The organism is Burkholderia lata (assembly GCF_902499025.1).
In the GTDB taxonomy this organism is placed as follows: Bacteria; Pseudomonadota; Gammaproteobacteria; order Burkholderiales; family Burkholderiaceae; genus Burkholderia; species Burkholderia lata_C.
Genome location: NZ_CABVPW010000038.1, coordinates 50369 through 64237, shown reverse-complemented (window position 1 = coordinate 64237; position 13869 = coordinate 50369). Strand labels below are relative to the sequence as shown.

The window sequence follows — 13869 nt, the reverse complement described above, 5'->3', positions numbered from 1 at the left end:
GTCCGATTACTTCACCCAGATGTTGAGCGGCGACATCATCCAGAAGCCGACCACGACCACCCAGACCACCGTGACGGGCAGGAACACCTTCCAGCCCAAGCGCATGATCTGGTCGTAACGGAAACGCGGGAACGTCGCGCGAACCCAGATGAACACCGACAGCAGCGCGAATATCTTCAGCACCAGCCAGAAGATGCCCGGAATGAACGACAGGAATTCGAACGGTGCATCCCAGCCGCCGAGGAACAGCGTCGCAGTCAGCGCCGAGATCACGATCATGTTGATGTACTCGGCGAGGAAGAACAGCGCGAACGCCATACCCGAGTAATCGATCATGTGACCGGCAACGATTTCCGACTCCCCTTCCACCACGTCGAACGGGTGGCGGTTCGTTTCGGCGATGCCCGAGATGAAGTACACGACGAACGCCGGCAGCAGCGGCAGCCAGTTCCACGACAGGAAGTTCACGCCGTGGCCGGCGAAGAAGCCGTGCTGCTGCGAACCGACGATTTCCGACAGGTTCAGGCTGCCGGCCGTCATCAGCACCAGCACCAGCGCGAAGCCCATCGAGATTTCGTACGACACCATCTGTGCCGCGGCGCGCATCGCACCGAGGAACGCGTACTTCGAGTTCGATGCCCAGCCCGCGAGAATCACCGCGTACACGCCGATCGACGAGATCGCCATCGCGTACAGCAGACCCGCGTTCACGTTCGCGAGGACCGCTTCGGCCTGGAACGGGATCACGGCCCACACGGCGAACGCCGGCACGACGGTCATCACCGGCGCGATCAGGTACAGCCAGCGGCTGGCGGCGCTCGGCTGAATGACTTCCTTCAGCAGCAGCTTCAGCACGTCGGCGATCGGCTGCAGCAGGCCGCCGGGGCCGACGCGGTTCGGACCGAGACGCACGTGCATCCAGCCGATCAGCTTGCGTTCCCACAGAATCAGGTACGCGACGCACAGCAGGATGACGACGGAGACGACGAGGATGCGCACGACTGCCCACACCGTCGGCCACGCGAAGCCGAGAAGCTGGGACCCGCCCGCGTTGATCGTATCGAACAAGCTCATTTACGCCTTCTCCACCACCAGTTCACCGGACAGGCTGCCGAGCGCTGCGCCGGCAGGCGTTGCCGCCGACACACGAACGACGGTCTCCGCAAGATTCGCGTCGCGCACGGCCGGCAACTGCACCGCACGCTCGCCCTGGCGCACGCGCACCGCGTCGCCTTCCTTCAAGCCCAGCTTGTCGAACAGCGCGGCCGGCAGGGCTGCGGCATTCGCCGCCTTCGCAGCGGTCGTCAGGTGCAGCGCACCTGCGCGGCGCACGAGTGCGTCGGCGTGATAGATCGGCACATCGGCCAGGCGCTCGAAACCGCCGTTCGCGGCATTCGCCGCAACACGCACCGGTGCGACCGACGTCTGGTTCGACAGGCGGCCCGCGACACCGGCGTCGCCGAGCGCGGCGAGACGCACTTCTTCCGAGGTCTCGTATTCGAAGTTCGGCAGGCCGAGCAGGCTGCCGAGCACGCGCAGCACCTTCCAGCCCGGACGCGTATCGCCGAGCGGGCGCACCACGCCGTTGAAGCTCTGCACGGTGCCTTCCGCGTTCACGTACGTACCGGCCGTTTCCGTGAACGGCGCAACCGGCAGCAGCACGTCGGCGTAGTCGAGGCCATGCTTGAACGGCGACATCACGACGACCATCTCCGCCTGGTTCAGCGCGGCGAGTGCCTGCGCCGGATCGGCGGTGTCGAATTCCGGTTCGACGTTCAGCAGCACGTAGCCCTTGCGCGGCTGAGCGAACGCTTCGCGTGCGTTCAGGCCGCCTTCGCCCGGCAGTGCGCCGACGACGTGCGCGCCAACCGTGTTCGTCGCTTCCGTCAGGAAGCCGAACGTGGCGCCGGTGTTGTCGGCGATCCACTTCGCAACGGCGTGCAGCTTCGCGAATTCCGGATGGCGGACCGCGACGTTGCCGAGCAGCACCGCGCGGCGTTCGCCGTTCGCAAGCGACTGGGCGACAGCCTGTGCGGCCGGCGATGCCGTGACGCCCGCGAGCGTGTCGGGCAGCGCGACGCCGCGCAGTTGCGCGACGACCGCAGCGATACCGGCCAGCTGGTCGAGCCATGCCGACGGTGCAGCAACGATACGTTGCGCGGTCGGGATCAGTGCATCGTCACCGGTCGCGTGCAGGAAGTGCAGCTTCGCGCCGTTCTTCGCGGCCTGACGCAGGCGGGCGGCGAACAGCGGGTGGTCGCGGCGCAGGAACGAACCGACGACGAACGCGGCGTCCACGTTCGACAGATCGGCGATCGGCATGCCGAGCCACGGTGCGCCCTGGACCGGCGCCGAGAAATCCTGCTGACGCAGACGGAAGTCGACGTTCGGCGTCTTCAGTTCGTTGGCGAGCTGCTTCACGAGGAACAGCTCTTCAGCCGTGCTGTGCGCGCTCGCGAGCATCGCCAGCGCGTTCGCGCCGTGATCCGCGGCGATGCCCTTCAGGCCCTTCGCAACGTATTCGAGTGCGGTCTGCCAGTCGGTTTCGATCCACTGGCCGCCCTGCTTCAGCATCGGCTTCGTCAGGCGCTCTTCACTGTTGAGGCCTTCGTACGAGAAGCGGTCCTTGTCCGAGATCCAGCATTCGTTGATCGCTTCGTTCTCGAACGGCAGCACGCGCATCACGCGGTTGTTCTTCACCTGCACAACGAGGTTCGCGCCGACGGAATCGTGCGGGCTCACCGACTTGCGGCGCGACAGTTCCCACGTACGGGCGCTGTAGCGGAACGGCTTGCTGGTCAGCGCGCCGACCGGGCACAGGTCGATCATGTTGCCCGACATTTCGGAATCGACCGTCTTGCCGACGAACGTCGTGATTTCCGAGTGCTCGCCGCGGCCCAGCATGCCGAACTCCATCACGCCGGCGATTTCCTGGCCGAAGCGGACGCAGCGCGTGCAGTGGATGCAGCGCGACATTTCTTCCATCGAGATCAGCGGGCCCACGTTCTTGTGGAACACCACGCGCTTCTCTTCCGAGTAGCGCGACGACGACTTGCCGTAGCCGACCGCCAGATCCTGCAGCTGGCATTCGCCGCCCTGATCGCAGATCGGGCAGTCGAGCGGGTGGTTGATGAGGAGGAATTCCATCACCGACTGCTGCGCCTTCACGGCCTTGTCGGATTGCGTATGGACGATCATGCCGGCCGACACGGGGGTCGCGCAGGCAGGCACGGCCTTCGGCATCTTCTCGACTTCGACGAGACACATCCGGCAGTTGGCCGCAACCGACAGTTTCTTGTGATAGCAGAAGTGAGGAATGTACGTATCCGCCTTGTGCGCAGCCTGGATCACCATGCTGCCTTCGGGCACCTCGACCTTCTTGCCGTCTATTTCAAGTTCAACCATGATGGTGAATGGTCCTTAACCTATTTCCGCCCGTTCGCGCCTTCGCCCGACCGTGCGCTCAAATTCCGCAACCGGGTTCGCTTCAGGCTGCCGCCGCGTGCGCGTGGCCGCCGACCATGCAGTGCTTGTGCTCGACGTGGTACGCGAATTCGTCCCAGTAGTGCTTGAGCATCCCGCGTACCGGCATCGCCGCCGCATCGCCGAGTGCACAGATCGTGCGGCCCATGATGTTCTCGGCAACCGAGTTCAGCAGGTCCAGATCTTCCTGGCGCCCTTCGCCGTGCTCGATACGGTTCACGACGCGATACAGCCAGCCGGTGCCTTCACGGCACGGCGTGCACTGGCCGCACGATTCCTCGTAATAGAAGTACGACAGGCGCAGCAGCGAACGCACCATGCAGCGCGTCTCGTCCATCACGATCACCGCGCCGGAACCGAGCATCGAGCCCGCCTTCGCGATCGAATCGTAGTCGAGATCCGTCTGCATCATGATGTCGCCCGGGATCACCGGTGCCGACGAACCGCCCGGAATCACGGCCTTGATCTTCTTGCCGCCGCGCATCCCGCCGGCGAGCTCCATCAGCGTCGCGAACGGCGTGCCGAGCGGCACTTCGTAGTTGCCCGGACGCTCGACGTCGCCCGACACCGAGAAAATCTTCGTGCCGCCGTTGTTCGGCTTGCCGATCTCGAGGTAATTCTGCGGCCCGATGGACAGCAGGAACGGCACCGCGGCGAACGTCTCGGTGTTGTTGATCGTGGTGGGCTTGCCGTACACGCCGAAGCTCGCCGGGAACGGCGGCTTGAAGCGCGGCTGGCCCTTCTTGCCTTCGAGCGACTCGAGCAGCGCCGTTTCTTCGCCGCAGATGTACGCGCCGTAACCGTGGTGCGCGTGCAGCTGGAACGAGAATTCCGAGCCCATGATGTTGTCGCCGAGGAACCCTGCGGCGCGCGCTTCATCGAGCGCGGCTTCGAAGCGTCGATACACTTCGAAGATTTCGCCGTGGATGTAGTTGTAGCCGACGGTGATGCCCATCGCGTACGCGCCGATGGCCATGCCTTCGATCAGCGCGTGCGGGTTCCAGCGCAGGATGTCGCGATCCTTGAACGTGCCCGGCTCGCCTTCGTCCGAGTTGCAGACGAGGTACTTCTGCCCCGGGAACTGGCGCGGCATGAAGCTCCACTTCAGGCCGGTCGGGAAGCCCGCACCGCCACGGCCACGCAGGCCCGACGCCTTGACGTCGGCGATCACCTGCTCGGGCGGGATCTTTTCTTCGAGAATGCGGCGCAGCTGCTTGTAGCCGCCGCGCGCAACGTAATCTTCGAGATGCCAGTTCTCGCCGTTCAGACCAGCGAGGATCAGCGGTTTGATGTGACGGTCGTGGAGGGACGTCATTTCGAGAGCTCCTCAAGCAGCTGGTCGATCTTCTCGCGGCTCATGAAGCTGCACATTCTGTGATTGTTCACCAGCAGCACCGGCGCATCGCCGCACGAGCCCATGCATTCGCCTTCCTTCAGCGTGAACTTGCCGTCGGGCGTGGTCTCGCCGAAGCCGATGCCCAGCTTCTGTTTCAGGTAGTCGGCAGTTGCTTCCGCGCCACCGTCCGGGCCGAGCTGGCACGGCAGGTTCGTGCAGAGCGTGATCTTGTGCTTGCCGACCGGGTTGAGCTCGTACATCGTGTAGAACGTCGCGACTTCCTGCACGGCAACGGCCGGCATGCCGAGATAGTCCGCGACGAACTGCATCAGTTCGGGCGACAGCCAGCCGTGCTCTTCCTGAGCAACGGCCAACGCCGACATCACGGCGGACTGTTTCTGATCGGCGGGATACTTCGTCAACGCTCGATCGATTTCCTTCAGGCCTTCAGCTGAGATCATTTTCAGACACGACTCTTTCAATTCCTACCGAACGAACAACCTGCCGCACACTGGGGTGCATGGACGGCAGACCTGGCGCTCACTCTGTTGACAGCTTGCGAAGCCGCGCCGGTTCAGCGCGCCTTGCGTGTGACTTACTGCTCACCGCCCGCTCGCACGGGCGGCGCAACCATTAGCGATCGATTTCGCCGAACACGATGTCCTGCGTACCGATGATCGTGACGGCGTCGGCGATCATGTGACCGCGCGCCATTTCGTCGAGCGACGCCAGGTGAGCGAAACCCGGTGCGCGAATCTTGAGGCGATACGGCTTGTTCGCACCATCCGACACGAGGTAGATGCCGAACTCGCCCTTCGGATGCTCGACCGCCGCGTACGCTTCGCCTTCCGGCACATGGAAACCTTCGGTGAAGAGCTTGAAGTGGTGAATCAAGTCTTCCATGTTGGTCTTCATGCCGACGCGCGACGGCGGTGCAACCTTGTGATTGTCCGTCATCACCGGGCCCTGATTCTTGCGGAGCCACTCAATACACTGTTTCGCGATGCGGATCGACTGGCGCATTTCTTCGACGCGCACCAGATAGCGGTCGTAGCAATCGCCGTTCACGCCGACCGGCACGTCGAAATCCATGCGATCGTACACTTCGTACGGCTGCTTCTTGCGCAGGTCCCAGGCGATGCCCGAGCCGCGCAGCATCGGGCCCGTCAGGCCCATCTGCAGCGCACGTTCCGGGCTGACCACGCCGATCCCGACCAGACGCTGCTTCCAGATCCGGTTGTCGGTGAGCAGCGTTTCGTATTCGTCGACGCACTTCGGGAAGCGCGCGAAGAAATCGTCGATGAAGTCGAGCACCGAGCCGCTGCGCGCTTCGTTCATCTTCGCGAGCGCCTTCTCGTTGCGAATCTTCGACGCCTTGTATTGCGGCATTGCGTCAGGCAGGTCGCGATAGACGCCGCCCGGGCGGTAGTACGCTGCGTGCATCCGGGCACCGGACACCGCTTCGTACACGTCCATCAGGTCTTCGCGTTCGCGGAATGCGTACAGGAACACGGCCATCGCACCGACGTCGAGCGCGTGCGCGCCGATCCACATCAGGTGGTTCAGCACGCGCGTGATCTCGTCGAACAGCACGCGGATGTACTGCGCGCGCTCCGGCACTTCGATGCCGAGCAGCTTTTCGATCGCGAGCACGTAGCCGTGCTCGTTGACCATCATCGACACGTAGTCGAGACGGTCCATGTACGGCACGGACTGGATGAACGTTTTGGATTCCGCGAGCTTTTCCGTCGCGCGGTGCAGCAGGCCGATGTGCGGATCGGCACGCTGGATGACTTCGCCGTCGAGTTCGAGCACGAGGCGCAGCACGCCGTGCGCTGCCGGGTGCTGCGGACCGAAGTTGAGCGTGTAGTTCTTGATTTCTGCCATGACGCCCCCTTAATGTTTCAGACCGCCATAGCGATCCTCGCGGATCACGCGCGGCGTGATTTCGCGCGGCTCGATCGTCACCGGCTGGTACACGACCCGCTTCTCTTCCGGGTCGTAACGCATTTCGACATAGCCCGACACCGGGAAGTCCTTGCGGAACGGGTGACCGATGAAGCCGTAGTCGGTGAGGATGCGGCGCAGGTCGGGGTGGCCTTCGAACACGATGCCGTACAGGTCGAACGCTTCGCGCTCGTACCAGTTCGCGGAGGTCCAGATGTCGACCAGCGATGCGACGATCGGCAGATCGTCGTCCGGCGCGAATGCGCGCAGGCGCAGACGCCAGTTGTTCGTGACCGACAGCAGGTGCGACACGGCCGCGAAACGCGGGCCGTCGTAGGCGCCGTCGCCGAAGGTCTGGTAGTCGACGCCGCACAGGTCGATCAGTTGCTCGAAACGGAGCTTCGGATCGTCGCGCAGCATCTTTGCGACTTCGAGGTAATCGCTCGCCTTCACGACGAGCGTCAGTTCACCGATTGCTTCGGTGAGGCTCACCACGCGCGCGCCGAGCGCGGCTTCGAGGTTTGCCTTGAGGGTCTCGATTTTGCTTGCCATATTGAGGGGACGCTCGGGGCTTTATTGACGGGCGATGGTATTGGTGCGGCGGATCTTCGCCTGAAGCTGGATCACGCCGTAGACCAGCGCCTCGGCCGTGGGCGGACAGCCCGGCACGTAGACGTCGACCGGCACGATCCGGTCGCAGCCGCGGACCACCGAATACGAGTAGTGGTAGTAACCACCGCCGTTCGCGCACGATCCCATCGAGATCACCCAGCGCGGCTCGGCCATCTGGTCGTACACGCGACGCAGCGCGGGTGCCATCTTGTTGCAGAGCGTGCCAGCGACGATCATCACGTCCGACTGACGCGGGCTCGGGCGAAACACGACGCCGAACCGGTCCAGGTCGTAACGGGCCGCGCCCGCATGCATCATTTCGACGGCGCAACACGCGAGCCCGAACGTCATCGGCCACAGCGAGCCGGTACGCGTCCAGTTGATCAGCTTGTCAGCCGTCGTGGTGACAAACCCTTCCTTCAAGACCCCTTCGATACTCATTTGCTTTCCACTCCAGACGAGCGACCGAGCGTGGCCGCCCATGCAAACCGGCGATTAACCCATCACTCCCAGTCGAGCCCGCCTTTCTTCCAGATATAGGCAAAGCCCAGCAGGAATTCGAGCAGAAAAATCATCATTGCGATGAAACCCGGCCAGCCGATATCCCGGAGCGCGACGCCCCACGGAAACAGGAATGCGGTTTCGAGATCGAAGATGATGAACAGGATGGCGACGAGGTAGTACCGGACGTCGAATTTCATCCGGGCGTCTTCAAAGGCTTCGAAGCCGCACTCGTACGGTGCGTTCTTCTCGACGTCCGGCTTGTTGGGACCAAGGAGCTTGCCGATGCTGACCAGCGCTATACCTAAACCAGTGCCCACGAGGAGGAACAACAAGACGGGGTAATAGGCTGCGAGGTTCAAGGCAATCCTCTATCGGTTGGTTCTGAGCGTCCGGAGAATACCACTATCCGGCGGAAGGGATCATTTCGGAGTGCATGCGATCGCAAGACAACCGCAAGCACACTCCAGAAATGAAAAATGCCAGCCACTAGAAGCGGCTGGCATTGAGTAACTTTGGTGCCGACGGCGAGACTCGAACTCGCACAGCTTTCGCCACTACCCCCTCAAGATAGCGTGTCTACCAATTTCACCACGTCGGCACTGCATGCAACCGGGGTTGTAACTACTTGTTTCCCGCGAATCGCTTCAAGAATTAAATTCTAACCTGACTTCCAGAATTGTTCAACGCACAAACGCAAAAAATTTAACTTTTTATTTCGGGACGTCCTGGCCCGGCGCGCTTGCAGCCGAACCTGCCGCAGCGGATGCCGCGACAGCCGGCGCCGATGCTGCAGGCGCCGATGCCGGTGCGGTCGCAACCCCACCGAGCACACCTGCCGACGGCGTCGACTTGTACGAACCGAGATACGTCAGCGCGAGCGTCGCGACGAAGAAGATCGTTGCGAGAATGCCCGTCGTACGCGACAGAAAGTTCGCCGAGCCCGTTGCACCGAACAGGCTGCCCGACGCGCCGCTGCCGAACGCAGCGCCCATGTCGGCGCCCTTGCCGTGCTGCAACAGCACGAGACCAATCACACCAAGTGCAGACAGCACCTGCACCACAATAATCAGCGTCTTGAATAACAGCATCACACCCACCCGAATGGATCAGGCGACCGGACCGACCGGCCGCCGTCATGGTTCAATTCGATCGCGGACCGCTCAGCGCGCGGCCCGGCAGATCGCCAGGAAATCTTCCGCCTTCAGCGACGCGCCGCCGATCAGGCCACCGTCGATGTCCGGCTGCGCGAACAGTTCTTCCGCGTTGTCCGGCTTCACACTGCCGCCGTACAGCACGGACACGTCCGCCGCGCCCTTTGCCGCGAGACGCGTACGCAGGAAAGCGTGCACGTCCTGTGCCTGCGCCGACGTCGCGCTCTTGCCCGTGCCGATCGCCCAGACCGGCTCGTACGCGACGACGATCCGTGCAGCCTCGTCGGCCGTCAGCACGGCCAGCACTGCGTCGAGCTGCGCACCGACCACCTGCTCGGTCGCACCCGACTCGCGCTCGTCGAGCGTCTCTCCGACGCACACGACGGGCGTGAGCCCCGCGGCCAGCGCGCGCTGCGTCTTCGCCGCGACCGTCTCGTTGCGCTCGCCGTGATACGCGCGGCGCTCCGAGTGACCGACGATCGCATAGCGTGCGCCGAACTCCGCGACCATCGCGGCTGCCACTTCACCGGTGAACGCGCCCTGCTCGTGCGCCGACACGTCCTGCGCACCCCAGGCGACGCGGCCGCCGTCGAGCTGCGCCTGAACCTGCGCGAGATACGGGAACGGCACGCACACGCCGACCGACGTTTCGGCCGCCACCGCGCCCGCGCCCTGCACCACTTCGTTCAGCAACGCCTGGTTGCCGGCCAGCCGGCCGTGCATCTTCCAGTTGCCGATCACACGCTTAGTTCTCTGTTTCGACATCGTGTCTGTCTCGTCACCGCTTGGTCATTAACGCGCCGGAAACCGGCGGTCAGGTTTGATCTGGCGAAGCAAACCGGCGATTTTACTGCGCGCGGCTTGAACCGGTCAAACCGCGCATGTCAAGCCCGGCCACACGGGCCGTCACGCGTTCGTACCCCAATCGAGCACGATCTTGCCGGTGTGCTCGCTGCTTTCCATCAACGCATGCGCCTGCGCGGCTTCCGCGGCGGGCAATACGCGATAGATCACCGGCTTGACGCGACCGTCGGCAAGCAGCGGCCACACGCGCGCCTTCAGCTGCGCGGCGATCTGCGCCTTGAACTCGACCGGACGCGGGCGCAGCGTCGAACCCGTGATGGTCAGCCGGCGACGCAGGATCTCGCCCAGGTTGACGTCGGCCTTCGCGCCGCCGAGCAGCGCGATCAGCACGAGGCGGCCGCCATCCGCGAGCGCGGACAGTTCGCGCGGCACGTACGAGCCCGCCACCATGTCGAGGATCACGTCGACGCCGCGATCGTGCGTCAACGACTTCACGACCTCGACGAAGTCTTCCGTCTTGTAGTTGATCGCGCGTTCCGCGCCGAGCGCCTCGCACGCGCGGCACTTGTCGGCGGTGCCGGCTGTCGCGAACACGCGAAAGCCGAGCGCATGCGCGATCTGGATCGCCGTCACGCCGATGCCGCTCGAGCCGCCCTGCACGAGCAGCGTTTCCTGCTCGCCGCCCTCGCCCGCGCCGAGCTGCGCACGGTCGAACACGTTGCTCCACACGGTGAAAAACGTCTCGGGCAGCGATGCGGCCTCGATATCGGTGAATCCATCAGGCACCGGCAGGCATTGCAGCAGCGGTGCAACCGCATACTCGGCATAGCCGCCGCCCGCGAGCAGCGCGCATACGCGATCGCCGAGCTTCAGGCCGAACGGATTCAGCGCGGCGTCCGACAGATCGCCGCCGACGATCTCGCCCGCGACCTCGAGGCCCGGCAGATCCGACGCACCGGGCGGCGGCGCATAGGCGCCCTTGCGCTGGAACACGTCGGGCCGGTTCACGCCGGAAGCCGCCACCTTGATCAGCACTTCGCCGCGCTTCGGTTCGGGGCGCGGACGCTCCGCAAGCTTCAGCACGTCGGGGGCGCCGAATTCGGTGATTTCGATGGCTTTCATGGTGATGGTCGCTCCGGGATCGGGATCGGAATCGGATGGCGCGCCCGCACGCGGCACGGGCGCGCTGCCGGCGCTGCTGCGCCGCACAACGATGCTACAGAAAAAACGGCCGGCACGCTTTCGCACTGCCGGCCGTTGGTCCGCCTATCCGCTTACTGCTGCGGCGGCGTGTCCGACTGCGACCCCGCCGCTGCTTCATTCAGCAGCGCCTTCGCCGACAGACGCACGCGACCCTTTTCGTCCGTCTGGATGACCTTGACCTTCACTTGCTGGCCTTCCTTCAGGTAGTCGTTGATGTCCTTCACGCGCTCGTTGACGATTTCCGAGATGTGCAGCAGGCCATCCTTGCCCGGCAGCAGGTTCACGATCGCGCCGAAATCGAGCAGCTTCAGAACCGTGCCTTCGTACACCTGGCCGACTTCGATCTCGGCCGTGATTTGCTCGATGCGCTTCTTCGCTTCGGCCATGCCGTCGCTGTTCGTGCTCGCGATCGTCACGACGCCGTCGTCGGAGATGTCGATGGTCGTGCCGGTTTCTTCCGTCAGTGCGCGGATCACCGAACCACCCTTGCCGATCACGTCGCGGATCTTTTCCGGGTTGATCTTGATCGTGATCATGCGCGGTGCGAATTCCGACAGTTGCGTGTTCGCACCCGAAACCGCCGAAGTCATCTTGCCGAGGATGTGCATGCGGCCTTCCTTCGCCTGCGCGAGCGCGACCTGCATGATTTCCTTCGTGATGCCCTGGATCTTGATGTCCATCTGCAGCGCCGTCACGCCTTGCTCCGTGCCGGCCACCTTGAAGTCCATGTCGCCGAGGTGATCTTCGTCGCCGAGGATGTCGGTCAGCACCGCGAACTTGTTGCCTTCGAGGATCAGGCCCATCGCGATACCCGCGACGTGCGCCTTCATCGGCACGCCGGCGTCCATCAGCGCGAGGCAGCCGCCGCACACCGATGCCATCGACGACGAACCGTTCGATTCGGTGATTTCCGACACGACGCGGATCGAGTAGCCGAATTCGTCGGCGCTCGGCAGGCACTTGACCAGTGCACGCTTCGCGAGGCGGCCGTGGCCGATTTCGCGGCGCTTCGGCGAGCCGACGCGGCCCGTTTCGCCGGTCGCGAACGGGGGCATGTTGTAGTGGAGCATGAAGCGCTCGCGGTACTCGCCTTCGAGCGCGTCGATGATCTGCTCGTCACCCTTCGTGCCGAGCGTCGCGACGACCAGCGCCTGCGTCTCGCCGCGCGTGAACAGCGCCGAGCCGTGGGTACGCGGCAGCACGCCGGTACGGATCTCGATCGGGCGCACGGTGCGCGTGTCGCGGCCGTCGATGCGCGGCTCGCCGTTCAGGATCTGCGAGCGGACGATCTTGGCTTCGATGTCGAACAGCACGTTGCCGACCGTTGCCTTGTCGGCTGCGACCGTACCGCCTGCCTGCGCATCTTCCTCGAGCTTCGCCGAGGTTGCTGCGTAGACTTCCTTCAGCTTCGTCGAGCGCGCCTGCTTGTCGCGGAGCTGGTAAGCAGCGAGCAGGTCGTTCTGTGCCAGCTCGGTCACGCGCGCGATCAGCACTTCGTTCTTCGGTGCCGGCTGCCAGTCCCACTCGGGCTTGCCGCCTTCGCGCACCAGCTCGTGGATCGCGTCGATCGCGATCTGCATTTGTTCGTGGCCGAACACCACGGCGCCCAGCATCACGTCTTCCGACAGCTGATCGGCTTCCGATTCGACCATCAGCACGGCACGTTCCGTACCTGCGACGACGAGGTCGAGGCTCGACGCCTTGATCTGGTCACGCGTCGGGTTCAGCACGTACGCATTGTCGATGTAGGCCACGCGTGCGGCACCGACCGGGCCGTTGAACGGCAGGCCCGACACGGCGAGCGCAGCCGATGCGCCGATCAGCGCGGGGATGTCCGCCGGGATTTCCGGGTTCACGGACAGCACGTGGATCACGACCTGGACTTCGTTGTAGAAGCCTTCCGGGAACAGCGGGCGCAGCGGACGGTCGATCAGGCGCGACGTCAGCGTCTCGTGCTCCGACGGACGGCCTTCGCGACGGAAGAAGCCGCCCGGGATCTTGCCGGCCGAGTAGGTCTTCTCGAGGTAGTCGACGGTCAGCGGGAAGAAATCCTGGCCCGGCTTCGCCGACTTCGCGCCGACGACGGTTGCCAGCACGACGGTGTCTTCCACGTCGACGATCACCGCGCCGCTTGCCTGGCGAGCGACTTCACCGGTTTCGAGGCGCACCTTGTGCTGGCCCCACTGGAATTCCTTCACGACCTTGTTGAACATGGACATGGTTGCTCCTTTGAATTCATGCATTTCATTCGCCGCGCCGGCCATCCCGCGCGGCGGCGTCCCGACCGAATCACCCGGAGCAAGGTGTGTTTTTTATGCCATTCCAGCGCGGCGCTCGTGCAGCGACGCGCTGGAATGACACAAATCCTGCCCCGGTATCAGTCGTTGCGGCAGCCCCGCACAACCGTGCCGGACAGCCTGCGGTGCGTGTGACGCTACGCACCGCGCAAAAACAAAATGCCTGTATCAGCGGACTGACACAGGCATCTTGCTGGCGGCAATCGCCTCGATTACTTACGCAGACCCAGCTTCTCGATCAGCGCGCGGTAACGGTCGGCATCCTTGCCCTTGAGGTAGTCGAGCAGCTTGCGGCGGCGGCTCACCATGCGCAGCAGGCCGCGGCGGCTGTGGTGATCCTTCGCGTGGGTCTTGAAGTGACCCGTCAGTTCGACGATACGTGCGGTCAGCAGTGCGACCTGGACTTCGGGCGACCCCGTGTCGTTGGTAGCGCGGGCGAACTGAGCAACGACTTCCGACTTCTTGATATCTGCAACAGACATGTGATTTCCTTTCTAACTGAACAGGCGGACACGGAAGAATGGCCGTGCCG

Annotated in this window: 13 protein-coding genes and 1 tRNA gene; all 14 read right to left on the bottom strand. The window is 64.0% G+C overall.

The annotated features are described in order from the left end of the window. Positions 1–6: 6 nt before the first annotated feature. Entirely contained in the window at positions 7–1074 is a 1068-nt protein-coding gene (gene nuoH / locus BDI24065_RS31280) for an NADH-quinone oxidoreductase subunit NuoH (RefSeq protein WP_122945895.1), read from the bottom strand. Beyond that, the gene (gene nuoG / locus BDI24065_RS31275) at positions 1075–3405 is read right to left on the bottom strand and encodes an NADH-quinone oxidoreductase subunit NuoG (protein ID WP_175034466.1); all 2331 of its coding nucleotides are present in this window, start codon (positions 3403–3405) and stop codon (positions 1075–1077) included. An 82-nt stretch (positions 3406–3487) separates the two neighbouring features. Next, on the bottom strand, positions 3488–4798 hold the full coding sequence (gene nuoF / locus BDI24065_RS31270) for an NADH-quinone oxidoreductase subunit NuoF (protein WP_006478267.1): 1311 nt from the start codon (positions 4796–4798) through the stop codon (positions 3488–3490). After that, the gene (gene nuoE / locus BDI24065_RS31265; RefSeq protein WP_006750460.1) at positions 4795–5280 is read right to left on the bottom strand and encodes an NADH-quinone oxidoreductase subunit NuoE; all 486 of its coding nucleotides are present in this window, start codon (positions 5278–5280) and stop codon (positions 4795–4797) included. Before nuoE ends, nuoF begins: the two co-directional genes overlap by 4 nt. A gap of 172 nt (positions 5281–5452) precedes the next feature. After that, positions 5453–6706, bottom strand: coding sequence for an NADH-quinone oxidoreductase subunit D (locus BDI24065_RS31260; protein ID WP_175034465.1), 1254 nt, complete (start codon positions 6704–6706; stop codon positions 5453–5455). Positions 6707–6715: 9 nt separating this feature from the next. Next, positions 6716–7318 carry an NADH-quinone oxidoreductase subunit C gene (locus BDI24065_RS31255; protein WP_043188849.1) on the bottom strand — a complete coding sequence of 201 codons (603 nt, stop codon included), beginning with the start codon at positions 7316–7318 and terminating at the stop codon, positions 6716–6718. Between the two features lie 21 nt (positions 7319–7339). Continuing rightward, the gene (locus BDI24065_RS31250; RefSeq protein ID WP_006398799.1) at positions 7340–7819 is read right to left on the bottom strand and encodes a NuoB/complex I 20 kDa subunit family protein; all 480 of its coding nucleotides are present in this window, start codon (positions 7817–7819) and stop codon (positions 7340–7342) included. A 62-nt stretch (positions 7820–7881) separates the two neighbouring features. Then, positions 7882–8241: an NADH-quinone oxidoreductase subunit A gene (locus BDI24065_RS31245; protein ID WP_006398798.1), complete on the bottom strand. Its 360-nt coding sequence runs from the start codon at positions 8239–8241 to the stop codon at positions 7882–7884. Between the two features lie 154 nt (positions 8242–8395). Next, positions 8396–8480, bottom strand: a tRNA-Leu gene (locus BDI24065_RS31240). A 112-nt stretch (positions 8481–8592) separates the two neighbouring features. After that, complete coding sequence (secG, locus tag BDI24065_RS31235) at positions 8593–8970, bottom strand: preprotein translocase subunit SecG (protein WP_011352700.1); 378 nt, start codon at positions 8968–8970, stop codon at positions 8593–8595. Between the two features lie 72 nt (positions 8971–9042). Further along, positions 9043–9798, bottom strand: a complete 756-nt coding sequence (gene tpiA, locus BDI24065_RS31230; protein ID WP_175034464.1) for a triose-phosphate isomerase — start codon at positions 9796–9798, stop codon at positions 9043–9045. A 141-nt stretch (positions 9799–9939) separates the two neighbouring features. Beyond that, positions 9940–10959 (bottom strand): NAD(P)H-quinone oxidoreductase, encoded by a 1020-nt coding sequence (locus tag BDI24065_RS31225; RefSeq protein ID WP_175034463.1) that lies wholly within the window; start codon positions 10957–10959, stop codon positions 9940–9942. 152 nt (positions 10960–11111) lie between these two features. Then, a complete protein-coding gene (gene pnp / locus BDI24065_RS31220) occupies positions 11112–13259 on the bottom strand; it encodes a polyribonucleotide nucleotidyltransferase (protein WP_175034462.1) in 2148 nt (715 codons plus the stop codon). A gap of 290 nt (positions 13260–13549) precedes the next feature. After that, complete coding sequence (gene rpsO / locus BDI24065_RS31215) at positions 13550–13819, bottom strand: 30S ribosomal protein S15 (RefSeq protein WP_043188860.1); 270 nt, start codon at positions 13817–13819, stop codon at positions 13550–13552. Positions 13820–13869: the final 50 nt, after the last annotated feature.

What these genes read in the sequence shown, in the direction of transcription:
- nuoH (WP_122945895.1), bottom strand. Translation starts at nt 1,074, where the DNA reads ATGAGCTTGTTCGATACGATCAACGCGGGCGGGTCCCAGCTTCTCGGC.
- nuoG (WP_175034466.1), bottom strand. Translation starts at nt 3,405, where the DNA reads ATGGTTGAACTTGAAATAGACGGCAAGAAGGTCGAGGTGCCCGAAGGC.
- nuoF (WP_006478267.1), bottom strand. Translation starts at nt 4,798, where the DNA reads ATGACGTCCCTCCACGACCGTCACATCAAACCGCTGATCCTCGCTGGT.
- nuoE (WP_006750460.1), bottom strand. Translation starts at nt 5,280, where the DNA reads ATGATCTCAGCTGAAGGCCTGAAGGAAATCGATCGAGCGTTGACGAAG.
- BDI24065_RS31260 (WP_175034465.1), bottom strand. Translation starts at nt 6,706, where the DNA reads ATGGCAGAAATCAAGAACTACACGCTCAACTTCGGTCCGCAGCACCCG.
- BDI24065_RS31255 (WP_043188849.1), bottom strand. Translation starts at nt 7,318, where the DNA reads ATGGCAAGCAAAATCGAGACCCTCAAGGCAAACCTCGAAGCCGCGCTC.
- BDI24065_RS31250 (WP_006398799.1), bottom strand. Translation starts at nt 7,819, where the DNA reads ATGAGTATCGAAGGGGTCTTGAAGGAAGGGTTTGTCACCACGACGGCT.
- secG (WP_011352700.1), bottom strand. Translation starts at nt 8,970, where the DNA reads ATGCTGTTATTCAAGACGCTGATTATTGTGGTGCAGGTGCTGTCTGCA.
- tpiA (WP_175034464.1), bottom strand. Translation starts at nt 9,798, where the DNA reads ATGTCGAAACAGAGAACTAAGCGTGTGATCGGCAACTGGAAGATGCAC.
- BDI24065_RS31225 (WP_175034463.1), bottom strand. Translation starts at nt 10,959, where the DNA reads ATGAAAGCCATCGAAATCACCGAATTCGGCGCCCCCGACGTGCTGAAG.
- pnp (WP_175034462.1), bottom strand. Translation starts at nt 13,259, where the DNA reads ATGTCCATGTTCAACAAGGTCGTGAAGGAATTCCAGTGGGGCCAGCAC.
- rpsO (WP_043188860.1), bottom strand. Translation starts at nt 13,819, where the DNA reads ATGTCTGTTGCAGATATCAAGAAGTCGGAAGTCGTTGCTCAGTTCGCC.